The organism is Lunatimonas salinarum (assembly GCF_017811155.1).
GTDB lineage: Bacteria > Bacteroidota > Bacteroidia > Cytophagales > Cyclobacteriaceae > Lunatimonas > Lunatimonas salinarum.
The window spans coordinates 73,132-94,682 of the sequence record NZ_JACVCV010000001.1 but is presented as its reverse complement, the minus strand read 5'-3'; the positions used below and the strand labels follow the sequence as shown (position 1 = coordinate 94,682).

Annotated in this window: 22 protein-coding genes and 1 other RNA gene; 13 read left to right on the top strand and 10 right to left on the bottom strand. The window is 47.0% G+C overall.

Translation table 11 applies throughout. From position 1 onward, the window contains the following. The first annotated feature begins 16 nt into the window (after nucleotides 1-16). The 6 genes from IAQ59_RS00395 to IAQ59_RS00370 all read left to right on the top strand — a co-directional run bounded on the left by IAQ59_RS00395 (nucleotide 17) and on the right by IAQ59_RS00370 (nucleotide 7,382). A complete protein-coding gene (locus IAQ59_RS00395; protein WP_209328788.1) occupies nucleotides 17-1,540 on the top strand; it encodes a SusD/RagB family nutrient-binding outer membrane lipoprotein in 1,524 nt (507 codons plus the stop codon). Between the two features lie 61 nt (nucleotides 1,541-1,601). Further along, on the top strand, nucleotides 1,602-2,381 hold the full coding sequence (locus IAQ59_RS00390) for an HpcH/HpaI aldolase family protein (RefSeq protein ID WP_209328787.1): 780 nt from the start codon (nucleotides 1,602-1,604) through the stop codon (nucleotides 2,379-2,381). A 5-nt stretch (nucleotides 2,382-2,386) separates the two neighbouring features. Continuing rightward, nucleotides 2,387-3,832, top strand: coding sequence for a GntP family permease (locus IAQ59_RS00385; RefSeq protein WP_209328786.1), 1,446 nt, complete (start codon nucleotides 2,387-2,389; stop codon nucleotides 3,830-3,832). A gap of 25 nt (nucleotides 3,833-3,857) precedes the next feature. Beyond that, entirely contained in the window at nucleotides 3,858-5,039 is a 1,182-nt protein-coding gene (locus IAQ59_RS00380) for a mannonate dehydratase (protein ID WP_245189330.1), read from the top strand. A gap of 122 nt (nucleotides 5,040-5,161) precedes the next feature. After that, entirely contained in the window at nucleotides 5,162-6,037 is an 876-nt protein-coding gene (locus tag IAQ59_RS00375) for a 2-hydroxy-3-oxopropionate reductase (protein WP_209328785.1), read from the top strand. Nucleotides 6,038-6,110: 73 nt separating this feature from the next. Next, nucleotides 6,111-7,382: an enolase C-terminal domain-like protein gene (locus IAQ59_RS00370; protein ID WP_245189367.1), complete on the top strand. Its 1,272-nt coding sequence runs from the start codon at nucleotides 6,111-6,113 to the stop codon at nucleotides 7,380-7,382. A gap of 32 nt (nucleotides 7,383-7,414) precedes the next feature. On the opposite strand, the gene IAQ59_RS00365 is transcribed toward IAQ59_RS00370, so the two are convergent. Both IAQ59_RS00365 and IAQ59_RS00360 read right to left on the bottom strand, forming a co-directional pair. Next, complete coding sequence (locus IAQ59_RS00365; protein WP_209328783.1) at nucleotides 7,415-7,945, bottom strand: YdeI/OmpD-associated family protein; 531 nt, start codon at nucleotides 7,943-7,945, stop codon at nucleotides 7,415-7,417. Nucleotides 7,946-8,003: 58 nt separating this feature from the next. Next, complete coding sequence (locus tag IAQ59_RS00360) at nucleotides 8,004-10,418, bottom strand: penicillin acylase family protein (protein WP_209328782.1); 2,415 nt, start codon at nucleotides 10,416-10,418, stop codon at nucleotides 8,004-8,006. A gap of 99 nt (nucleotides 10,419-10,517) precedes the next feature. Between IAQ59_RS00360 and IAQ59_RS00355 the strand changes: the two genes are divergently transcribed. The 3 genes from IAQ59_RS00355 to IAQ59_RS00345 are packed head-to-tail and all read left to right on the top strand — an operon-like array spanning nucleotide 10,518 to nucleotide 13,149. Continuing rightward, nucleotides 10,518-10,997, top strand: coding sequence for a hypothetical protein (locus IAQ59_RS00355; RefSeq protein ID WP_209328781.1), 480 nt, complete (start codon nucleotides 10,518-10,520; stop codon nucleotides 10,995-10,997). Nucleotides 10,998-11,002: 5 nt separating this feature from the next. After that, complete coding sequence (locus tag IAQ59_RS00350; protein ID WP_209328780.1) at nucleotides 11,003-12,427, top strand: CCA tRNA nucleotidyltransferase; 1,425 nt, start codon at nucleotides 11,003-11,005, stop codon at nucleotides 12,425-12,427. Nucleotides 12,428-12,435: 8 nt separating this feature from the next. Beyond that, the gene (locus IAQ59_RS00345; RefSeq protein ID WP_209328779.1) at nucleotides 12,436-13,149 is read left to right on the top strand and encodes a tetratricopeptide repeat protein; all 714 of its coding nucleotides are present in this window, start codon (nucleotides 12,436-12,438) and stop codon (nucleotides 13,147-13,149) included. Between the two features lie 249 nt (nucleotides 13,150-13,398). Here IAQ59_RS00345 and IAQ59_RS00340 read toward each other — a convergent pair whose 3' ends face one another. The 8 genes from IAQ59_RS00340 to ffs all read right to left on the bottom strand — a co-directional run bounded on the left by IAQ59_RS00340 (nucleotide 13,399) and on the right by ffs (nucleotide 17,527). Next, entirely contained in the window at nucleotides 13,399-13,701 is a 303-nt protein-coding gene (locus IAQ59_RS00340; protein ID WP_209328778.1) for a type II toxin-antitoxin system RelE/ParE family toxin, read from the bottom strand. Beyond that, a complete protein-coding gene (locus IAQ59_RS00335) occupies nucleotides 13,698-13,919 on the bottom strand; it encodes an addiction module protein (RefSeq protein ID WP_209328777.1) in 222 nt (73 codons plus the stop codon). Before IAQ59_RS00335 ends, IAQ59_RS00340 begins: the two co-directional genes overlap by 4 nt. 398 nt (nucleotides 13,920-14,317) lie before the next feature. Continuing rightward, entirely contained in the window at nucleotides 14,318-14,659 is a 342-nt protein-coding gene (locus IAQ59_RS00330; protein WP_209328776.1) for a type II toxin-antitoxin system HicB family antitoxin, read from the bottom strand. Further along, the gene (locus IAQ59_RS00325) at nucleotides 14,625-14,924 is read right to left on the bottom strand and encodes a type II toxin-antitoxin system HicA family toxin (RefSeq protein WP_245189329.1); all 300 of its coding nucleotides are present in this window, start codon (nucleotides 14,922-14,924) and stop codon (nucleotides 14,625-14,627) included. The genes IAQ59_RS00330 and IAQ59_RS00325 overlap by 35 nt, the downstream gene beginning before the upstream one ends. Nucleotides 14,925-15,647: 723 nt before the next feature. Then, a complete protein-coding gene (locus IAQ59_RS00320) occupies nucleotides 15,648-16,364 on the bottom strand; it encodes a cell division ATP-binding protein FtsE (protein WP_209328775.1) in 717 nt (238 codons plus the stop codon). Between the two features lie 5 nt (nucleotides 16,365-16,369). Then, nucleotides 16,370-16,573, bottom strand: a complete 204-nt coding sequence (locus IAQ59_RS00315) for a fructose-6-phosphate aldolase (protein ID WP_209328774.1) — start codon at nucleotides 16,571-16,573, stop codon at nucleotides 16,370-16,372. Nucleotides 16,574-16,703: 130 nt separating this feature from the next. Continuing rightward, nucleotides 16,704-17,363, bottom strand: a complete 660-nt coding sequence (gene fsa / locus IAQ59_RS00310) for a fructose-6-phosphate aldolase (RefSeq protein WP_209328773.1) — start codon at nucleotides 17,361-17,363, stop codon at nucleotides 16,704-16,706. Between the two features lie 77 nt (nucleotides 17,364-17,440). Further along, an RNA gene (gene ffs / locus IAQ59_RS00305) (signal recognition particle sRNA small type) lies at nucleotides 17,441-17,527 on the bottom strand. A gap of 330 nt (nucleotides 17,528-17,857) precedes the next feature. On the opposite strand from ffs, the gene IAQ59_RS00300 reads away from it, so the two are divergent. From IAQ59_RS00300 to trpD, 4 genes are all read left to right on the top strand, one after another. After that, nucleotides 17,858-18,172 carry a hypothetical protein gene (locus IAQ59_RS00300; protein ID WP_245189328.1) on the top strand — a complete coding sequence of 105 codons (315 nt, stop codon included), beginning with the start codon at nucleotides 17,858-17,860 and terminating at the stop codon, nucleotides 18,170-18,172. 337 nt (nucleotides 18,173-18,509) lie between these two features. Next, nucleotides 18,510-19,916 carry an anthranilate synthase component I family protein gene (locus IAQ59_RS00295; RefSeq protein WP_209328772.1) on the top strand — a complete coding sequence of 469 codons (1,407 nt, stop codon included), beginning with the start codon at nucleotides 18,510-18,512 and terminating at the stop codon, nucleotides 19,914-19,916. Between the two features lie 17 nt (nucleotides 19,917-19,933). Beyond that, nucleotides 19,934-20,500 carry an anthranilate synthase component II gene (locus IAQ59_RS00290; protein ID WP_209328771.1) on the top strand — a complete coding sequence of 189 codons (567 nt, stop codon included), beginning with the start codon at nucleotides 19,934-19,936 and terminating at the stop codon, nucleotides 20,498-20,500. A gap of 34 nt (nucleotides 20,501-20,534) precedes the next feature. Next, entirely contained in the window at nucleotides 20,535-21,545 is a 1,011-nt protein-coding gene (trpD, locus tag IAQ59_RS00285; RefSeq protein WP_209328770.1) for an anthranilate phosphoribosyltransferase, read from the top strand. Nucleotides 21,546-21,551: the final 6 nt, after the last annotated feature.

Below are 21,551 nucleotides of genomic sequence, written 5' to 3'. Positions count from 1 at the left end.
CTAAAATTCAGCTCATATGAAAGCGATTTATTTATATATCTTAATCGGCGGTCTCTTGTTGGGGGCCTCCTGCGACAGCGGGTTTGACGAGATGAACGTTAATCCCAACGCCCTGACTTCGGTAGAACCGGTATTTATGCTGAACACTGCGATAGTTGCTTCTGCACCCCAGTATGGAAACCTTAGCTACGAGACCACCATCGTAAAACAAATGATTACCCCTTTCAGTGGGGTAGGCGCTGCAGCTAACTTCAATCAGGACAACCGAAATGTAGCTGCCGGAAACTGGCAGCGCGGCTATAGGGAAGGCATCAAGAACCTGGTTACGGCATTGGAAGCAACAGAAGGGAGGCCGCAGTACGATAATTTACGACATCTGATTCGCATTTGGAAGGCCTACACGTTTATGGTGATTACCGACACCTATGGGGATGTTCCCTATTTCGAAGCCGGAAGGGTTTTTTTGAATGGTATCACCAGTCCGCTTTACGACCCGCAGGAGGAAATATACGATGACATCCTGAGGGAATTGGACGACGCATCTGCCTCTATCAACCCTTCCGGTCCTGCTGTTGCATCCGAGATTCTCTATTCCGGTGATTTGGCCAAATGGAAGCGGTTCGGTTACTCGTTATTGCTCCGAGCAGCCATGAGGCACTCAAAAGTCAACCCCACCAAAGCAGCGGAATATGTCACCAAAGCCGTAAATGGTGGATTAATGCAGTCAAATGCCGATAATGCGATCATCAGGCATACGGCAAATTTCACCAATAATATTGGCGCGCAGCTTAATGGCGGGCAGTCAGCATTCTTCTACCTTGCGGAGGATTTTGTTTCCTTTCTTAAAGAGAACAACGACCCTAGGCTTTCCTCTATCGCGGTGCGATACGTGGGCGCAGCGAGTGGCGCGGGGCAAATAGCAGCTAATGCAAACCGAGATCCTAATTTGCAAATAGGAATGCCGTTGGGTTTTGACAATACTACAATCAATACTGCAGTACAGGAGAGCGGTTTGGTGAGTTTGTGGGACTACTCCCAGCTAGATCGTACCCGAATGGCGGGTATTCAGGCACCCAGTTTCCTGCTTACTTACAGTCAAACGCAACTCCTCTTGGCAGAAGCAGCGCACCGGGGCTGGACAGGAGGCAGTGCGGCGGATTTTTATACAAGAGGGATAGAAGCCCACATGCAGCAATTGGGTACTTATGGCGCAAACACGGCGGTGGCCCCCGCTGATGTTCAACAATATCTTCAAACACACCCGTTAGAGTCGGGCAAGGAACTGGAACAGATTAACACACAATATTGGGTATCCACCTTTCTGCTAGGGCCAGAGTCTTGGGCGAATTTCAGAAGGTCCGGGTATCCCCAGTTAACGCCCAACCCTTTTCCGGGAAGTGACCTTCAGACAGAGCCCTTTATACGACGGTTGAGTTATACGGATGCAGAACTTAACGTAAATGCCACCAACGTAGAAGCAGCAATCGCCCGTCAGGGGCCTAATATCATGGATACGAGGGTTTGGTGGGATGTAGAGTAGCTTTTTATATCAATTATGGCTACTTTATCCAACAAATGACCAAATACCATAAACCCAAACTATGAAAGGATTAAAAAAGAGATTGAAAGCGGGAGAAACGCTGAGTGGATGCTGGCTAAATCTGGGAAGTGCCGTCACGGCCGAGATTGTCGGTCTGGCAGGATTTGATTGGGTATTGATAGACCTGGAGCATGGGGCAGGAGAACCAAAAGACCTGCTCCATCAGCTCCAAGCGCTGGAGCATACCGCCACCGCACCGATAGTAAGGGTAGAGAGTGTCGCAAAGCAGCGAATTCACAGGGTGTTGGATGTGGGAGCGGAAGGAGTGATGTGCCCTATGATCAAGTCGGTGGAAGATGCAGAGACAGCCGTAAAAGGCATGCATTATCCGCCGATGGGGCATAGGGGAGTTGCCAAAATGGTTAGAGCAACCGCTTTTGGGAAAGCGTTTGATGCATATCGTCTCCATACCGAGGACAACTTGGTGGGAATCATTCAAATAGAGACACGGGAAGCGGTTGAGCAAGTAGAGGAGATTGCGGGCATTGATGGGGTGGATGTACTTTTTATTGGTCCGGCTGACCTGTCCATGTCTCTGGGGATTTTTGGACAACTGGACCACCCGACGTTTATAGCTGCCGTGGATCGGATTGTTCTCGCGGCAAAGCGTGCCGGTAAAGCAACGGGGATACTCTTGTTTGATCCGGCAGAATTCACCAAATACCAGCAAATGGGAATTCAATTGATCGCCTGCGGATCCGACGCCACCTTTGTTGCCAATGGCGCTGCGGAGTTGGCTAAAAAATTAAACCAACTGAAAAAGGGTACCACCTCTACTTGACGGATATGTTACAGGATCCTTTGGTTATATTGTTGGTAGGCATGGTGTTGGTGGTGGGAGGAATCATCGCCTTTCGCCTCAATCCATTTCTGGCACTGCTACTTGCGGCCTTGGTGGTAGCTTGGATGACACCAGCTGCATCCATTGTTGGGTACGGCTTGAGCAGGGGTATGAGTCAGGCGGCTGCGGAAGCCCTGGCAGCAAAGCCCATCGGCGACCGTATTGCTACGGCATTTGGCACGACTACAGGGCAAATCGGCATTCTGATTGCCATGGCAGCCATTATTGGAAAATGTATGTTGGTCAGTGGTGCTGCGGAACGAATCGTTCGATCTATTCTGGGTGTGACAGGAGAGAAAAAAGCACCAGTAGCCTTTATCTCCGGTAGTTTCTTCTTGGGTATTCCGGTGTTTTTTGACACCGTTTTTTACTTGATGATTCCGTTGGCGAAAGCCATGGCCATGAAGTTGAAAGGGAATTATTTACTGCTGGTACTCTGTGTGACGGCTGGGGCTGCGATGGCCAATTCACTGGTACCACCTACACCTGGCCCATTGTTTTTAATAGCAGAGATGAACATTCCCATTGGAATGATGATGGTGGGTGGGTTTTTGGTTGGATTGGTGACCATTGCCGTCGGTTACGTATTTGCCGTCTGGGCAAACAGGAGGTGGGAAATTCCGTTACGGGATTCACTGGAGGCACCCTTGGCTGAAATCAAAGCACTTTCCGAAAAAAACTCCTCTAATTTGCCCGGCATCCTGAGTTCGCTGGGGCCGATCATTATCCCGCTTGGGTTGATCAGTGCAAAGGCAGGTGTGGAAACCTTCTTTGCCCCTGAGGCAATTGCACAAGGTGCAGGAGTGGGACAATGGATCATTGGGGCTGTACTCTTTTTTGGAGAGAAAAACCTGGCATTGATATTAGGGGCACTGGCGGCGTTGATCACCGTGATACGTGTAAAAAAGGGTGAGCGTGATCAGGTAATTAACTCGGTACAGACGGCATTGACGAGTGCCGGGGTAATCATTCTTATCACGGCTGCCGGGGGTGCCTTTGGCGCTATGCTTCAGCAAACAGGGATCAGCGGCCGCATTGCCGGACTGACTGCGAATTATCAGATGGCATTGATTCCACTGGCATTCTTTATAACGGCGCTGGTCAGAACTGCCCAAGGGTCGGCCACAGTGGCCATGATCACCGCTTCTGGAATCCTGTCGGGGATGGCTACTACCTCCTTGGAATATCATCAACTTTATCTGGGGCTTTCCATCGCTTGTGGTTCCAAATTGGTCCCCTGGATGAACGATAGCGGGTTCTGGATTGTCTGCAAAATGAGTAACCTAACCGAAAAAGAAGCACTTAAGACCTTTTCACCATTACTTACTATCATGGGGTTTGCGGGACTTGCGGTAATTATGCTGGCCGCAAAGCTCTTTCCCTTAATTTAAGAACAAACATTTAACCCAAACACATATGAAAACCGAAAATTCATCCGAAAAGAAATCCGGATCCGTGCAACGGAGGGATTTTGTTAAACTCCTGTCCGCAGGTTCTGTGGGTGCTATTACCCTTGGTCAGAGCCTCTCGAGCTGTGCGCCTTCAGAGGAGACTGGTTTGGCTGGCACCCAGCCTAGCAAACCAAAGAAGGTGTTGATGAAACTTGGATGCCAATCGGGCGGTACCAGCGAAGAAAACTTGGCCTTTAAGGCACGCCATGGCGTGTTCCACCTTGATGGAGGAATGCCCGCTTTTGTAGAAGGGAAAGGGTGGGACTTGGATGATTCTCTTAGAAAGCGGGAAGCCTGTGAGAAGTACGGTATTAATTTAGATGCTTATCACCTTCCACTTACTTCCGCAGGGATTGACCGTGTCATGATTCCTAACATCATGCTGGGAAAGAACCCTGAGCGGGACAAGGAAATCGAGATGGTGCAGCAAATGATAGAAGTTTCTGCAAAGACAGGAATTAAGGTATTGAATTACAATACCACGATCTTACCGGTTTTGCGTACCGAACGCACCATCGACCCCAAGAGAGGTTTTGCGAGCTATAGTACATGGAATTACGAGGAGGCACTAAAAACGGAACAGCCGCTGACGGTGGCTGGCAACGTGGATATTGACGAGATTTTTGAACGGATTACCTATTTTCTGGATAGGGTACTGCCGGTAGCCGAAGAGTATAAAGTGAAACTGGCCAACCATATTGCAGACCCTCCGGTAGCCGCCGGGTTTAGGGGGATTACCCGTTGGAACAGCCCTGACGTATTTGAAGGAATCAAGCGCTTTGCACAGCTTTACGACAGTCCATACCATGGATTTAACTTCTGCATAGGATCCATTGCAGAAGGCTTGAAAGACCCTGCCACGGAAATCTTCCCCATCATCGAGTGGGTTGGCAAGCGAAAGCAGATCTTTAACGTGCACCTCAGGAATATAAAGGGCGGGTGGAATAACTTTCAGGAAGTGTACCCTGACAACGGCGACATGAATTTCTTCCATGTAGTCAGGGCACTACGCGATGTGGAATTTGATGGCATGGTCATGCCCGATCATGTTCCGTACTCCGATGCACCCGGAGCTAATCTACAGGCATTCTCCTTTGCCTACGGCCATATTAGTGCCCTACTGCTGGCAGCAGACACTGAAGCATAGCTAAAAGACCGCAAAGCTGTGACTAAGTTTTGCCGTTTACGCTGGGATTAGTAACTTGTTTGGCATACGGGGTGTTAAAAGTCCCAGAAGGTATTTTGTAATGTGTAATGGATAATGAAAAAATGAAGAAAATAGGATTTATTGGTTTGGGAATCATGGGTAAGCCCATGGCATTGAATTTAATCAAGGCAGGGTATGCGCTGAATATACTTAAAAAAAGCCACGCCTCGGGAGATTTGGCAAAAGAGGGTGCTACAACGTTTACTAGTAGCAAGGAACTCGCCCGAAATTCGGACGTTGTTATTACGATGTTGCCGGATTCCCCCGAAGTAAAAGAGGTCGTTTTTGGTGCCGATGGGGTGGTTGACGGTATTGAACGCGGAAGCATCTTTGTAGATATGTCTACCATAGCGCCTTCTACCGCTCGGGAGATCTATGCCAAGTTGCAGGAGAAAGGGGTCGAAGCCTTGGATGCACCAGTGTCCGGTGGACAGGTGGGTGCCGAGACGGGGAATCTTTCTATCATGTGCGGGGGTAGTCAATCGGCTTTTGATTCCGTGCTGCCGCTATTTCAAGTGATGGGGAAAAGTGCCGTTTTAATCGGTGATGCCGGTGCCGGTCAAATGACCAAAGCCTGTAATCAGATGATTGTGGGTATGACCATCCAAGCGGTCTCTGAATCATTTACCTTGGCCAAGAAAGCCGGTGTAGACCTAGCCAAAATGCGGGAAGCCCTATTGGGAGGATTTGCGCAGAGCCGTATATTGGATTTACATGGTCAGCGGATAATCGACCGGAATTTCGATCCTGGATTTAAGATTAAGCTGCACCGCAAGGATATGAATATCGCATTGGAGGCAGGAAAGGAATTTTCTGTTCCGTTGTATGGATCTGCTTTGGTAGCCAGTCATATGGATGCTATTTTGGCGCTTGGAAATGGCGAAAAAGACCACAGTTCCATTGCTTTACTAATGGAACAGCTAGCCGGAATTAAATAATATTAAAGAAATTTGACCAAAATTTAACAATCATTCTAAGGTGGTAAATTCCTCAGGCGCAAAAATCTGTGACATGGTGATCACGCCGATTGCCATCACCGATCCGCCGCTGTTAAATGCAGCAGGTATACACGCACCATTCGCGTTGCGCACGATACTCGAATTGGTGACCGAAAGCGGAATAATCGGTATCAGTGAAATTCCGGGAAACATCCAAACCAATCAGGCGTTGGAAGCGGCAAAATCGTTGGTACTTGGCATGGATCCTTTTCATCTAAATGTACTTCAGCATCGCCTTTCTGGGTTTTTTGGCAAAGAAAGCGTTGCGTCCAGAGGGCATACACCTTGGGACCAACGAAAGCTCGTGCATGTGTTTAGTGCATTGGAGGTTGCCTGCTTGGACATTCAGGGAAAAATGTTGGGAAGACCGGTAGTGGATCTGTTGGGGGGAAAGATGCGTGACTCGGTACCTTTTGCCGCATACTTATTTTTCAAATACGAAGGGGCGGGCGGACATCTTGGAAAATCCCTTGATCCCGATGCCAGCGGTTGGGCCGCAGCCCGGCAGCTGGAGGCGGTAGATCCAGCGGGAATTGTGTCCCAAGCCAAAGCGATGTGTGAGGAATTTGGTTTTCAATCCATCAAGCTGAAAGGAGGGGCATTTGAGCCCCGTGTAGAGACCGATTCCATGTTGGCACTATACGAGGCCTTCGGAAAAGAGGTGCCACTTCGGTTCGATCCCAATGCCATTTGGAAGCCAGAGACGGCCTTGACCTATGGAAAGGAGCTGGAACCGATTTTGGAATATTTGGAAGACCCCGTAAGAAGTCAGAAACACATGGCCGAATTGAGAAAGCAACTCAAGACTCCGCTTGCCACGAATATGTGTACTACATCCTTTGAAGATATCCCTACAAGTGTGCAACTTGGGTCAGAGGATATTATTCTGAGTGACCACCATTTTTGGGGAGGGCTCAAAGCTTCGATGGAACTTGCTCGGGTGTGTAAGACCTTTGGCAGGGGCCTGTCCATGCATTCAAATAGCCATTTGGGCATTTCCATGGCCGCAATGACGCACTTGGGAGCAGCACTTCCGGAAGTAACCTATGCGTTGGACACCCACTATCCTTGGCAATCGGAAGATGTGATTGTGGGAGGAAAACTTCCCATAGTTGATGGCGCCGTGGCCGTGCCCGCCGGTCCGGGGCTGGGCGTGGAGTTGGACCGGGAAAGATTGACGAAGTTACACAACGATTACTTGGCTTGTGGACTCACCCATAGGGACGATGAAGTAGAGATGCAGAAATATCACCCGGGCTGGAAATTCGAAATCGTCAGGTGGTAAATTCCGCTTTGTTTTTTCGGGGAGGTCATTTGCTAGTGAAATGGCTTCCCCAGATTATTGTAGTACTTGATTTTTTCGTTTAACTGTTTAAAATCCAGGTTTCCCTTCGCCTCTACTAAGTGGCTGCTGATAGCCAACGCCTTATTTAGCCTACTTTGGGTATTTTTTACGTTGGATACCAGGTATATCAGGCTGCGCTGCTTTCCCATAGTCAAAGCATGAAAATAGTCATGGGCTGCTTCGTCTTGATTTAGTATTTCTTCCAGCTCTACCGGCATTTCATGCCCGTAGGTAGATCGGTCCTTTTCCATACGCACCTGTAGCGTCTGTGCTTCATGTATGGAAAGCGATGCGACCAACGCTTTGTTTATTAGTACAAACCAATAGTCGCGGTGCTTCATCAATGCCAAGTGTAATTTCGGTGAGTTTTCCACCCACACCAGTACCCGACGGTTATCTCCTTCTATAAACTTATTAGCGATGGAGTCAGGTACGGGTAGATGGTATCTCCAGAGCGATGAGTGAAAATCCAATAGGGGAGAAGCAAAGGATAGGGTGTCCATATGGCTAGTAATCGATTGTGTTACTGGGTTTACACTTTTGCACCGTTTCCACACATTTTCAATACAGGACTTCTTTGCTAAATGCCTGTTTTTCTACCTGCGATTTGGCAAAAGGCACCTGGAAAAACTGGTCCTGCCACCAAAGCGCAAATAAGTTCTTGTAAAACGGGCTTTCGTGGCGGCCTGATTGCCCTGGGTTATTTACGCCCAGCGTTTGTTCAAAGTCTCCGGTATCTACTATAATACGGAAAGATGCTCCCGTGGTATTGTTGTCGCCGTAGGCATTGGCCCCGGGAGTGAAACTGTACCCGCCTCGGGGCACCGGGCCCACCTCTAATTTTTCGCGCCATTCCTCTGAAACCACATTTCCTAATGGATGGCGAATCAACGCATGCTTGTAGTTATTTTGTCCATAATGCCATGTCTCCCAATTCTGTCCAAAACGCCTCTCCAGCTCTTCCAAGGCTTCTGTCAGGGAACCTGTAAGTAAGTCGGAAATATTAATTTTATCAGTCAGTATAGGGTTTTCTTCTTTGATCCAAGCCAAGGTTTTTGTCATTGGGAGCTCGGATAGATAGGGTTTAATTTCCATTGGTATTAGTAAATCCGCTACGTTAACCCGAATTTTTCGCTCCCACATTACATACACTCCGGCGGCAACAGATTGCGGGGATAGCACGTAGTCCCAATCCGCCAATAGCTGTTTTGCCCGAAGCAATGAATCATCCGCTAAGTCTAGTTTGGCAAGGATGGGAACCAGTTCTCGGGCAGGTAGCGAAAGGTAATCATTTTGTAAAGCTCCCATGTCTTCTGGGGCGAATTTCTTTCCACTGCCTAAGACTTCCCGGATGCGCGCTCCTCGGAATGCGTCGGCCCATGTATACCCAAGGGCTTCTGGATACGGATAGGTGTCATCGACTTGGTTTTCATTTGCCGTAGCAATGAATCCGCTTGGTGGATTCTCTTGGTGGGGTCTTGCCAGCATGGGTAGGAAACCCTCCCAGTCAGCGGCTCCATTTCCGAGACTGACCACTAATCCCGAATGTGTGGTTCGAATTGGCGCAATCCCCGTTGCCTGCCAGCCTATATGGCCGTTTTTGTCTGCCCATACCATGTTTTCAGCCGGTACGTGGTTATAGCTGCAGGCTTCTCTGAACTCCTCCCAAGTTTGGGCTTGGGCCATTCTGAGACTGGCCAGGTAGGGGGCACCTCCGATATGGAGCCATGCGCATTCCACCGCCACGGCCTTTTTAAGTTCTTCATCGATAAAGGTCACTGGCCCATGAATGGTGTAGTAATGGTACACGACCGTATCTTTTTTGTCTTTGATCCGAAGCGTATCCGCTACCTTTTCCATTTTCATCCATTGGTTTTTGTAGCGGTAGTTGAACGGGTTTTTGGGATCAATATCGTATACACGCAGGTCTTCCATATCAGTCTGAAAGATCGTAAGTCCCCAAGCACCCACGTCATTGTGTCCGATCGATACGCCGGGGATTTCGGGCTCGCCACCTCCCACCACATTCCATCCCGGAGCATGAAGCCCCACCCAATAACGGAGTGAGGGGATAGCTTGGGCCCGATGGGGGTCATTTGCCATGACCGGAAATCCACTCTTCGATAAGGTGCCGTCAATCACCCAGTTATTGCTTCCAATGGAAGCTGCGTCGGCAGACTCCCGCACCAATTTTTCCAGTTCGAAAGCAGAACCAGCCAGCGTATCTTCAGTTCGATCCAATCGGTAGGCAGGAGAGATGTCCTCCAGATCGAACTTGACGGGCTTTCTGAACGCATTGTATGGCGCAATGAGGTCTTTGAACAGCAGCTCTCGTGGAATGGAAGACGGGATACCGAGGTCGGGTTCAAAAGGGTGGAAATGAAGTAATTCCTTGGTTTTTTCAGGCCCGACGAGGCTCACGATTCTGGAATAGTTAAGCTCCTGCTGCACATTCTGCAAAAGACCCTGATGCCTGGAAACGACAACCTCCCAATTCCATTTTTCTGGTTGGATACCCAACATGGCAAATTCCACTGGAAGGTCTGCTGGATGTTGAAGGGCCTCCTCGATATAGGTATTTATCCCGTTTACAAATGCATCTACAATCCCTTCTCCCCGGGGATGATAGTGGCTTAATTCCAGCTGTTTATCCCCTCGAAATCGAAATAGCCTCACACCGATGTCGCGTGCGAGCTCCCTTTCCCCGAACACCTCCGCGAGTGTACCGGTTGCCTGCCGCCTCCAAAGTTCAAACTGAAACAGTCGGTCTTTGGCCGCCATATAGCCCTGCGCAAAGAAAAGGTCCCTTTCATTTTCCGCGAAGATGTGGTTTATGCCCTGCCTGTTCCGTATGACCGTGACTTTCTCCTGTAGCTCCGGATACTTTCGTTCCTTCACACAAGATGAAGTAGTAAGTAAGGTGACGCCAAGTAATACAACGCGTACTAAATGCAGTCTCGTGTAGTTTTTGACCATATTGAAAGGTTGTTTTTGGATGGATGCGATGCCTGGTTAACGCCGTCGGATTGGTTAATACCCTCAATTTATTTTAAAAACCCGTAAATTCCTTTTTCTTTGTACAAAAAACCATTCACTATCGAACCCTGGATCAAGCAAATCAAGGCATCAGGTACGGCTTGCCTACGTACAATTGATGGCAATCACCTGTTTTTTAGCAAATTGAGCGCACTTACGGCACCTGTTTCAGATAGTGCCGTGTTTTTATTGCATGACCTCTTTCAATTGAGGACAATTGCCAAACCTTTTTCAGACGTTTCTTTGGACATTGTAGATTGGGCGGAAGACCCGGTGATTTTTCATACCGATGTAAACCGCCCAATGATGAAAGACTCCTTTTCAGGTGAAATCATTAAATTTGCCTTATTGAAGGATCCCTTTTGGAAGCATCATTTACATTCCATCGGTGAAATTGTGGTATGTTTGCCCCACCATAGGGAGGGAGCGGTTTGGGAGGTAGCCCACTCACTTCCGCTGTTCGGCAAGGTGGTGAAACAACTTTACCTTTCTGCGGAGGGGCAGGTAAAAATGATTTGAGCTAAATGAATTATAAAGATACACTCTACAGGTTGGAGATTTTTAACCGTGTAAGCCAATGTGCTGATTCACTGGGATTAGAGACCTATGTGGTTGGGGGCTATGTGCGGGATTTGATACTTGGGAGGCCCTGTAAGGATATTGATTTTGTGTGCATTGGTGATGGTATATCCCTTGCCAAAAAGGTAGCGAAAACCTACGGAGATCAGGTGCCTGTCACTGTTTTCAAGAACTTTGGAACGGCTATGATCAAAGTGGAGGATTGGGAGGTGGAATTTGTCGGTGCCCGAAAGGAATCCTACCGATCTGACTCACGCAAGCCGGTGGTAGAAGCAGGTACCCTCCAGGAAGATCAGGCGAGGCGGGATTTGACTATCAATGCGTTGGCTATCAGTGTGAACGCGGAGACGTTTGGGACGCTGATTGATCCCTTTGATGGATTGAGGGACATGAAGCGAAAAATTATCCGAACCCCGACGGATCCGAACCTTACGTTTTCGGACGATCCACTTCGCATGATGCGGGCGGTGCGATTTGCTGCCCAGCTTTCTTATGACATAGAGCCAGATACCTTTGATGGAATTATGCATAATGCTCATAGGCTGGCGATCATTTCGGGAGAGCGGATTATCGATGAGTTGAATAAAATTATTTTGACTCCAAAGCCATCCTATGGATTTAAATTGCTGTTTGTAAGTGGACTCCTACAGGAATTTTTTCCAGAAATGGTGGAACTTCAGGGAGTGGATTCCGTGGGTGATAAATCCCATAAGGATAACTTTTACCATACGTTGCAGGTGTTGGATAATGTGGCCGCCGTGTCGGATGATCTTTGGTTGCGTTGGGCTGCGATAATGCATGACATTGCCAAGCCTGCTACCAAGCGCTTTAACAAAAAGGTTGGCTGGACGTTTCATGGGCACGAAGACAAGGGGGCGAGAATGACCCCTGGCATCTTCCGCAGGTTGAAGCTACCCATGGACGATCGGATGAAGTACGTTCAAAAGCTTGTCCGGCTTCATCTGCGGCCTATCGCCTTGGTAAAGGATGAGGTAACGGATTCGGCGCTTCGCCGGGTGCTGTTTGAGGCAGGGGAGGACATAGACGATCTGATGAAGCTTTGCAGGGCGGATGTCACGTCCAAAAACAACGTTAAGGTAAAGCGTTTTCTCACCAATTTTGACAAGGTGGAAGCGAAACTTGCTGAGGTAGAGGAAAAGGATCAATTAAGAAATTTTCAGCCACCTGTTTCAGGTGATGAAATTATGTCTATTTTTGATCTGCGACCTTCCAAAGTTGTTGGAGAAATCAAAGAGGAGATCAAAGAAGCCATCTTAGACGGGAAAATTCAAAACAATAAAAACCAAGCGTTGGAGTTAATGTACCAATTGGCGGAAGCCAAGGGATTAAAACGAGCTGAAAATAACTAATCGTAATCATGAGAAAAAGCGTTCTGATTTTAGTTGCACATTTATTCTTCTTCATCGGCGGAGCACGGGCTCAGGAAACCTCGGCGACACCCCCTGCGGAGGTATCTGAAAATAACCGGCTAAAAAACCAAACAGATGAGAAAATCTACCAAATGGCACTAAGGTATAATGACATCAATGTAGCCAAAGCCAAGCTTTACGACCTAATGGAACGTAACCCTAGGAACCTTAGGTACGCTGAATTACTTGCGTCCCTTTATTTCGAGATGGAGCAGTATACTTCCTCTGCGTTGGTTGCCATGGATATGCTGGAGATCGATGACAAGAATATATCCGCATTGGAGATCGCTGCTTATTCGCTAGAGCAAGTGGGTGCTTTGGAGCGTGCTTTGCCCCATTTTGAAAGCCTTCACCTGCTTTCAGGCGACCTCTTCAGCCTGTATAAGACCTCCTACCTGCAGTACACGTTGAAAAAGTACGACGAAGCGATGAATTCTGTCAATATGCTTATCAAGAATAATAAGGTCGGAGAGCAAAACCTGACCTTTCCCACAGAAAGCAATCAGTCTCAGGAGGTAAGTATGTTGGCGGCTGCGCTTAACCTGAAAGGATTGATTTACAAGGATCAGGGAAGTAACAACGAAGCGAAGGCGGCTTTTGAGGAGGCATTGCAGAAAAGTCCAGACTTTGAGTTGGCTAAGACGAATTTGGCTTCCTTATAATAATGCGATTGTTTCCCGTTCTTCAGAGGAGGCTGTTTCAGGGGATGAAACAGCCTCTTTTAGTTAAAAATCAGACTGTAGGGTAATAATAGTATGGTTGGATTCCATTAATCAACTATTACTGGGTCTGTTTTACCCTCCCTTCTTCCCGGCCCAAGCCTAAATCAGTCCACAAGACTGATTTAGGCTTGTCTACCCCCAGCTGGGTGTAGTTTGCAACAACTCCCTTCTATCGTTTCCAAACAGAAATCATTTCTTGTCTTTCCAGACCCTGGGATTCCTACTAGTATGCGTGACCGCAAAAACAATGATCGATTTTTCCAATTCCTCTATCCGGTAATGAACCTGGTATGGAAACTTGTCTACCAATATGTTTCTTACATCCCGATAGCCAACCTGGCAGTGCAGTGGATACTTTCGGATATAATTAAGCCTTGATTTTAAAGATTCATAAAACCGTTTGCCCAATTCTGGCTTTTCTTCGTTGTACCATGCTATGATTTCCTTGATATCCAAACGGGCTTCTTGGAGCAGCTTTATCTTGTAGCTCATAGATCCTTTTCGAGATCTTTCATTACATCATCCCAGTCCATTACTTTATCCGGATCTTTTTGATAGGAAGCTATCCGCTCATCCAACAATGCTTTGTGGGCATCGCTTAAACCTTCTTCTTGTCGATGTTTGAAAGCTTGCAACTGTTCGAGTATTGTTTGATCCTGTAGCTCCGTTAGCCAATGGATAAGGTCGACTTTGATTGATTGGATATCCATTCTGATTTTTTATTTTTTTCCTAAAGTTAACGATTTTTATCTTTAGTAAAGTTTCGTTTACCCTAGCGGATGGTGTTTCTGTACCACAGGCATCAGTTCCTCCAATCTTATCTGCCTTTACCTCTCCCTCAAGCTGGTGTTGGGAAAGCGTCTGTATTACCCCAATCTTTTTCGTCGTAGAAGATGGCGGTTGTTTGGAGATTTGAGCCGAATAGGGTTAAAATTTCGCCATTTGTTTCCTAAAAGGTCAACTGGTAATCCATTGCAAAAGGCATATTTGGGATTACGAAAGCAAAGCAGGTTAGGAATAGTAGGGTGTAGCCGATTCTACACCCGGTTGGGGGAAGGTGTAACCAAGTGTCTTTTCGGAACGGCTACCCATTCCTGCAAAAAAATGATCAGGCTGGTTCTTTGTCCACCCTGTACCGAATCGCTTCGGCTACAAAGTTATTCAGGGAAGTTTTGGCCTCCATGGCCAATATAGCGGCACTTTGATGCAATGTGGCCGGTATCCTTACATTGAAACTTCCTTTAAATGGCATTTCAGGACGTTTCCCTTCTTTTTTACAATCATCCAGATACGCATCAATAGCTTCTCTAAAACCCTCTTCCAGAAGTTTTCCGGTCTCCCCTTCGTAGGAGATCAGTCCCCTGATACCCAAAACCCGACCATAGAGCAAACTGTCCTCAGGGCTGTACTCAATGCTACCCGTATAACCTTTGTATTCCAGATATTTCATAACTCCAATAGTTCTCTGTTTGGTATTGCTTCATAATCCCGCTCGGGTGGGGCTTATGGAGCATGAAAGTGACACCTTTACCATTATCAAATCTCACCTTCGACCCGGAGGTCTTGCCTTTCTTTACTTCTTCAAAACCAACGTATCCCAGCAGTTTTACCATCTCGTCATAATGAAAGTCGGACGGCATGCCCAAAAAACTGGCAATCAGTTTTTGCTTTTTAGACACGAACTCCAAGTAACTATATTTAGTTGCATTTTCCAAACATTTTAATCCTAACCCCGAGATTGATGTCTCAAAACTGGTCACAGGGAAAACAGGCCATAGAAAGCGGTATATCTCGGGAGGTGATTGGAAAGTACGAGCGTGGGGATGTCGTACCCTCCATCGAGTAGGCAAAAAAAAGCGGATACCTTTGGCGTGTCGCTCGACTATCTGGCCGATGCTTTCCAATTTGCAATTGGATTGGAAGGAATTACCAATAGACCACGGCTATAAAACCACCTAATCCCGCAAATTTACTGCGCTTGAAGCCACATGTAGTCTCCCATAGCTAAAAATAGGGTATCCGCATAGAAATAATGACAGCTAGTGGGGAGTACAGTTTCAAGATTGGCAATTTTGGATTTGAAACTAAGCTTAATGGGACATCATATCAGGCCCACCGGGCTGCCATCATATTAGCCAGGGGTGCAGCGCAGCGAAGCCCCTGGTTAAAAACGCACATTTCCGTTGGGTTTTGGCCGCAAGGACGATTGAAGAAGCCAGTCTCTTCCGCCAAAACCCGATTCAGGCTGAATCTGCCTTGTCTCCAAGTTCGGGTAGTTTCTTGGCCAAGGCACGGATGTCTGCCCAAGCTGCAGGATTTTTGGCGGGAACTGATGAGCGGTATTGTCAGGGTAGCTGCTGCAACAGGTTCCCGGTACATCGTTGTCAAGTCACGGGTTGAAACCCGTAGTTACCAAAAATCAAACGCTATCAAACCTCCTATAAAGCCCAATCTTGGCCTATCTGGAATTTGGTCGTTTTTGAGTCTAACAGCCTTCCATTTTCACATTTGAGAATGCGATAGGGATATTTTTTAAGCAACTCGTAATTATGGGTCGCCATTAGGATTGCGGTACCCCGTTTATTGATCTCCTGAAAAAGTTTAAATATCCCATCCGACACTTCCGGATCCAAATTGCCGGTAGGTTCATCGGCCAGTAGGATAGATGGTTCGTTTAGCAATGCCCTAGCTATTACCACACGCTGTTGTTCCCCGCCCGATAGCTGATGGGGGAATTTGGAGGAAGCACCACCCAAGCCAACGCCCATAAGCACTTCAATCATGCGGCTTTTCATCTTGGTTTTGTCTTTCCAGCCCGTGGCACGCATCACAAAGTGTAGGTTGTCGGAGACTGTTCTGTCCGGGAAAAGTTGGAAATCCTGAAACACGATCCCCAATTTTCGGCGGAGAAAGGGAATATTCTTGGATTTGATACCGTTGAGTTGGTAGCCTGATACCGTTCCTTCCCCCATGATAAGGGGTAGGTCGGCATAGAGGGTTTTAAGCAGGGAGCTCTTCCCGCTTCCGGTACGGCCGATCAAAAATACAAATTCTCCTTTTTCAATCGAAAAGTTCAAGTCACTAAGCACCGTGTTGATTCCCTGAAATACACTGGCGTTGGAGATAGCTACAATAGGTTCACTGGAGAAAACCATCGGATCTACAGGGCTAGTTTTTGAAGTTTGCCGAAAGGGAGTTCTTTGATAAGTGCTTCCAGCGCTTCTTCCTTTCCTTCCCATCCGAATTTTTCAATGTTTTTAAGCGGTCGGTCTGCCCGAAAATATGCGACTAACACGAAGTTTTCGTCCCGTATCTGAATGTAATCAGGTATTTTCGCCTTTCCCTTCACTTTTATGATATACATACCCCTTTGCTGCTTATGACTATGTTGCAAATAACGAAATTTGAACCAAAAAGATCCGAATTGTCCATCGGTTTTCCCGTGGCAACACAAAAAAAGGGTAAAGTTGCTTACTTTACCCTTTTTGTTGATCTTATTTTTTGTTTACCTTGGCGTGATCTGCCAGGAATTGGGCCAGGCCTTTGTCGGTCAATGGGTGGTTTAGCAATCCGGTAATTACCTTAAGCGGACAGGTAACCACGTCGGCGCCTATTTCGGCACATTTTATCAGGTGCATGGTATGCCTAACGGATGCGGCTAGAATTTGTGTCTCAAAGTCGTAGTTTTGATAGATATGGGCGATTTGCTCGATCAACTCCAGCCCGTCAAAAGATATGTCATCCAACCTGCCTATAAAAGGGGAGAGGTAAGTAGCCCCTGCCTTGGCCGCCAAGATGGCCTGTCCGGCAGAAAAGACCAATGTGCAGTTTGTGCGAATTCCTTCGCTATGAAAATACTTGATTGCTTTGATTCCGTCTTTGATCATAGGAATCTTTACGACGATCTTATCATCGATTTTGGCCAATTCCTTCCCTTCTTTGATCATGCCCTCAAATTCAGTGGCTATTACCTCGGCACTAACCTTATCATCGACGATATCGCAGATGGCCTTATAGTGGGCCGTGACATTTTCGTCTCCACTGATGCCTTCTTTGGCCATGAGGGAAGGGTTGGTGGTAACGCCATCCAATACACCAAGATCATAGGCTTCCCTAATTTCGTCTAGGTTAGCCGTGTCAATAAAGAATTTCATGCTAGTTATGGTTTATTTGGTTGATAATTCTACGGATCGAACGCCTCGGATAATTACGAATCTGGAAAAAAGAAAAAAAATAAGCGGCATCGCACCGCTACAACCGCCTACCCTTGCTTCCTTCCGGACCTGGGGGATTCAGCAGGAGCTGGTCGTGCCGCTCGTTACAAAGGTACATAATTTGCCCTTCACCGCAAGACCATTCAATGGATTTCGCTGCAAAAAGGCGTAAAAAACTCATTTTCAAATCCAAAACTTTTTGATCGGGGCTTTAGAGCACTTTACAGCCCGGCTGACTAAGGTGAACGCTCACTTCCTGTTTCCGGTATTTTGTCACACAGGTTCGATTACGGCACCATAATTGATATCAGCTTTGCTCGGAGAGCGTTTTTTCTGTTCCCAAATAGGCTGTTTTGAAACGGCTTCGGACCAGATAAAACGGTCGATACCCCCGAAATCAAAATTAAGAGTAGTTGGTTCATAAACAGATAAAAATGATGCGTTTAGTAAGAGGGATTTTTGTGTTGACCATTGTAGTATTGATGGGGGCCTGTACGGTTTTTCAGCCCCGGGTTCCTTACCAACTGGGGATGTCGGAATCCAAGTTTCTCCGACAAAACCGGAACGCAGTGATCAGTCAACTTGGGGAGGGGAAAAAAGTATATCGTTTAACGAGTGATGATCGCTTTTACCTCTTGGTCACCTTTGAGGAAGGGGTTCTCACGGAGTTGCAGGAAAAGGAGCTATTGCCTCTGTGGCAGCAACAGCGAATGATGGAGCAAAACCTGTCTCCCCAGCCCCACCGATAAATGAGAAGTTGGGATAAATAAAAAATGACATTTGTTTTTTTAATTAATCGGCGTTTCTATATTTGTCACAGATTATGAAAAAGACATTCGACGTTCAAAATTGGTGGTGGTTTAGCTTCACGTGACGGGAGTTCAGCTACCTATTGCCCTTTTTGATACACAAAATACAAAGGCTCGCTGAACTATCAGTGGGCCTTTTTTAATGCAATTTGCCGTTGCACCAACGAATTTTAGGCTCTCTGCGGTAGACCTGTGGAAATGTAACAGGATAAACTGAGAGCGTGGTAAGCGAATTATGTGACATCAGGTATGAACATCCACAAATAATGCTCAGCAAATGAAGACATTCAAGATCAAAACCCGATTTAAGCGACTTTTGGCGGACACGTTGACACCTGTCAGCGTTTACCTTCAGATAAGGGACCGATACGCCAATCCCATTTTATTGGAAAGCTCGGACTATCACGGCAGCGAGAATAGCTATTCGTACATTTGTTGCGATCCCATAGCGACCTTTTCTTTGGTTAATGGGCAGATACGGGAAACCCTTCCCGATACTTCTTCAACTACCTATACCCTGCAAACGGGAGACCGGTTGATGGATGCCCTTCAAGCCTTTTCCCGGCGTTTTCACGAAGAGAAATTGGATTTCAAATTTATCACTTCCGGTCTGTTTGGCTATACACAGTATGATACGGTTTCTTACTTTGAAGACATCGTGCTGAAAATGCCGCATGACTCCAAGGTCCCGATGATGCATTATGCCCTCTACAGAAACATGATTGTGGTGGATCATTTCAAAAATGAGCTTTACATTATAGAACACTACCTGGATGGGGAAACGCAGGAATCGGGCATACCCAAAATTGAAATGATACTGAATAACAAGAATATCCCCAGTTATTCTTTTCAAATGGATGGAGAGGAAACTTCCAATTACAGTGATTTGGAGTTTTTGGATATCTTGAGCAAAGGTAGGGACCATTGCTTTAAGGGAGATGTATTTCAGATCGTTCTCTCTAGGTCCTTCTCGTCAGGCTTCAAAGGAGATGAATTCAATGTATACAGGGCCCTTCGATCTATTAATCCGTCCCCTTATCTTTTCTATTTTGACTACGGTTCCTATAAGGTATTTGGGAGTTCTCCCGAAGCTCAGATTGTCATCAAAGGGAACAAGGCTACCATTTACCCCATTGCGGGGACCTTCAAGCGAACGGGCAATGACCAGGCAGATGCCGAGCTCGCCCGTAAGCTCTATGACGATCCAAAGGAAAATTCAGAGCATGTGATGTTGGTGGATTTGGCTAGAAATGACTTAAGCAGATCTTCTGAAAAGGTTGAAGTTGAGGTGTTTAAGGAGATTCAGTATTATTCCCATGTGATCCATTTGGTCTCGAAAGTGACAGGTGTGCTTCCTGAAGGCTCCAATCCACTACAGCTCGTGGCAGATACATTTCCAGCAGGTACGCTGTCCGGTGCGCCCAAATACCGGGCCATGGAGTTGATAGACAACCTGGAAAACACCGCGCGGGGCTTTTACGGGGGGGCAATCGGCTACTTGGGTTTTAACGGAGATTTTAACCATGCTATCCTGATTCGGTCCTTTGTGTCTGAAAACAATCAACTAAGGTTTCAGGCAGGTGCAGGAGTGGTCGCCAAGTCATCGATCGAATCCGAATTGCAGGAGGTAAGTAATAAGTTGGCGGCATTACGGGCTGCGTTGCTACGGGCAGAAGAGATTTAAAAGACACAACAAAACATATGAAAATACTTGTTCTGGACAATTACGATTCCTTTACATACAACCTCGTCTATATTATTCGTGACCTTGGCTATGGCAAGCAGTTGGATATATTCCGAAACGATAAACTGTCGTTGGAGGAGGTCGCAAAATACGATAAGATTCTATTATCTCCGGGGCCGGGAGTTCCATCAGACGCTGGAATAATGCCGCAATTGCTCCAGAAATATGGAAGCTCCAAGGATATTTTGGGCGTATGCCTTGGCCATCAGGCGATCGGAGAGGCCTATGGTTCCGGGTTGATTAATCTGACGGAGGTTGTGCACGGTGTGGCATCGAAGATTAAAGTAAGGCCGGATCTTCTTTTTGAAGGAATTCCGGAAACGTTTACCGTAGGTAGGTACCACAGTTGGGTAATTGATGAGAGTACGCTCCCAAACGAACTGAAGGTGATCGCTAAAACGCCGGATGGGCAGATTATGGCAATTCGCCACAAAGAACACTTGGTACGGGGTGTGCAGTTTCATCCGGAAAGTATTCTCACCGAATATGGCGTGACCATGATGCAAAATTGGCTGAATGCTTAACCCAATTTTTTGCTTGAAAATAAAAAATGATACGATGAAGGAGATATTAAACCACCTAATAGAACATAAGACACTATCCAAAGAGCAGGCTAAGGAAGTACTTAAGGGCGTAACTTCAGGCGCCTATAATCAAAGTCAGATGGCGGCGTTTATGACGGTGTTTTTGATGCGAAGCGTGCGTGTGGAAGAGCTAATGGGGTTTCGGGAGGCCATGCTGGAGATGTGTATCCCTGTGGAAATTTCGGAATACGATGCAATCGACCTCTGTGGTACAGGTGGAGATGGGAAGGATACCTTCAACATATCCACGCTGGCGTCTTTTATCGTCGCCGGAGCGGGTCAACATGTGGCAAAGCATGGAAATGTAGGAGTATCCTCCGTATGCGGATCTTCGAACTTGCTAGCTCATTTTGGCTACGAGTTTACGAATGATCTGGATAAGATCCGTAGGAGCCTGGATGAAGCAAAAATATGTTTTCTTCATGCGCCCCTTTTTCATCCGGCAATGAAAAATGTCGGTCCCATCCGTAGGGAGCTGGGCGTCAAGACGTTTTTTAATATGCTTGGACCTATGGTAAATCCCAGTTTCCCGCGCAAGCAGCTTGTAGGAGTCTTTAGCTTGGAATTGGCCCGGATGTATGCGTACCTTTATCAAAATAGTGAAACCCAATTTAGCATCATCCATTCGGTGGATGGCTATGACGAGATTTCCCTGACTGGAAATTTCAAAATGATCTCCAACCGCGGTGAGAAGCTTCTCTCTCCCGAAAGCCTGGGATTAAGCCAATTGGCTCCTGAGGAGATCAAAGGGGGGGGTACGGTAGCAGAATCGGCGGATTTGTTTTTGTCGATTCTGAAAGGAAGGGGTACCTTGCAGCAGGAGGCTGTGGTCATCGCCAATGCCGCCGCCGCCCTTGCGACTGCTGATTTGGCGTTGGGAATGGAAGAAGCGGTTTCAAAGGCAAGTGAATCGCTAAAAAGTGGTCAGGCCCTGAAGGTTTTTAATGCATTGATTGACCCTAAGAAAAAAATTGCGGTAAGTTGATAATTG

What these genes read in the sequence shown, in the direction of transcription:
- trpD (WP_209328770.1), top strand. Translation starts at nt 20,535, where the DNA reads ATGAAGGAGATATTAAACCACCTAATAGAACATAAGACACTATCCAAA.
- IAQ59_RS00300 (WP_245189328.1), top strand. Translation starts at nt 17,858, where the DNA reads ATGATGCGTTTAGTAAGAGGGATTTTTGTGTTGACCATTGTAGTATTG.
- IAQ59_RS00375 (WP_209328785.1), top strand. Translation starts at nt 5,162, where the DNA reads ATGAAGAAAATAGGATTTATTGGTTTGGGAATCATGGGTAAGCCCATG.
- IAQ59_RS00335 (WP_209328777.1), bottom strand. Translation starts at nt 13,919, where the DNA reads ATGGATATCCAATCAATCAAAGTCGACCTTATCCATTGGCTAACGGAG.
- IAQ59_RS00360 (WP_209328782.1), bottom strand. Translation starts at nt 10,418, where the DNA reads ATGGTCAAAAACTACACGAGACTGCATTTAGTACGCGTTGTATTACTT.
- IAQ59_RS00295 (WP_209328772.1), top strand. Translation starts at nt 18,510, where the DNA reads ATGAAGACATTCAAGATCAAAACCCGATTTAAGCGACTTTTGGCGGAC.
- IAQ59_RS00320 (WP_209328775.1), bottom strand. Translation starts at nt 16,364, where the DNA reads ATGGTTTTCTCCAGTGAACCTATTGTAGCTATCTCCAACGCCAGTGTA.
- IAQ59_RS00380 (WP_245189330.1), top strand. Translation starts at nt 3,858, where the DNA reads ATGAAAACCGAAAATTCATCCGAAAAGAAATCCGGATCCGTGCAACGG.
- IAQ59_RS00345 (WP_209328779.1), top strand. Translation starts at nt 12,436, where the DNA reads ATGAGAAAAAGCGTTCTGATTTTAGTTGCACATTTATTCTTCTTCATC.
- IAQ59_RS00390 (WP_209328787.1), top strand. Translation starts at nt 1,602, where the DNA reads ATGAAAGGATTAAAAAAGAGATTGAAAGCGGGAGAAACGCTGAGTGGA.
- IAQ59_RS00340 (WP_209328778.1), bottom strand. Translation starts at nt 13,701, where the DNA reads ATGAGCTACAAGATAAAGCTGCTCCAAGAAGCCCGTTTGGATATCAAG.
- IAQ59_RS00315 (WP_209328774.1), bottom strand. Translation starts at nt 16,573, where the DNA reads ATGTATATCATAAAAGTGAAGGGAAAGGCGAAAATACCTGATTACATT.
- IAQ59_RS00385 (WP_209328786.1), top strand. Translation starts at nt 2,387, where the DNA reads ATGTTACAGGATCCTTTGGTTATATTGTTGGTAGGCATGGTGTTGGTG.
- fsa (WP_209328773.1), bottom strand. Translation starts at nt 17,363, where the DNA reads ATGAAATTCTTTATTGACACGGCTAACCTAGACGAAATTAGGGAAGCC.
- IAQ59_RS00370 (WP_245189367.1), top strand. Translation starts at nt 6,111, where the DNA reads ATGGTGATCACGCCGATTGCCATCACCGATCCGCCGCTGTTAAATGCA.
- IAQ59_RS00290 (WP_209328771.1), top strand. Translation starts at nt 19,934, where the DNA reads ATGAAAATACTTGTTCTGGACAATTACGATTCCTTTACATACAACCTC.
- IAQ59_RS00350 (WP_209328780.1), top strand. Translation starts at nt 11,003, where the DNA reads ATGAATTATAAAGATACACTCTACAGGTTGGAGATTTTTAACCGTGTA.
- IAQ59_RS00365 (WP_209328783.1), bottom strand. Translation starts at nt 7,945, where the DNA reads ATGGACACCCTATCCTTTGCTTCTCCCCTATTGGATTTTCACTCATCG.
- IAQ59_RS00330 (WP_209328776.1), bottom strand. Translation starts at nt 14,659, where the DNA reads ATGAAATATCTGGAATACAAAGGTTATACGGGTAGCATTGAGTACAGC.
- IAQ59_RS00395 (WP_209328788.1), top strand. Translation starts at nt 17, where the DNA reads ATGAAAGCGATTTATTTATATATCTTAATCGGCGGTCTCTTGTTGGGG.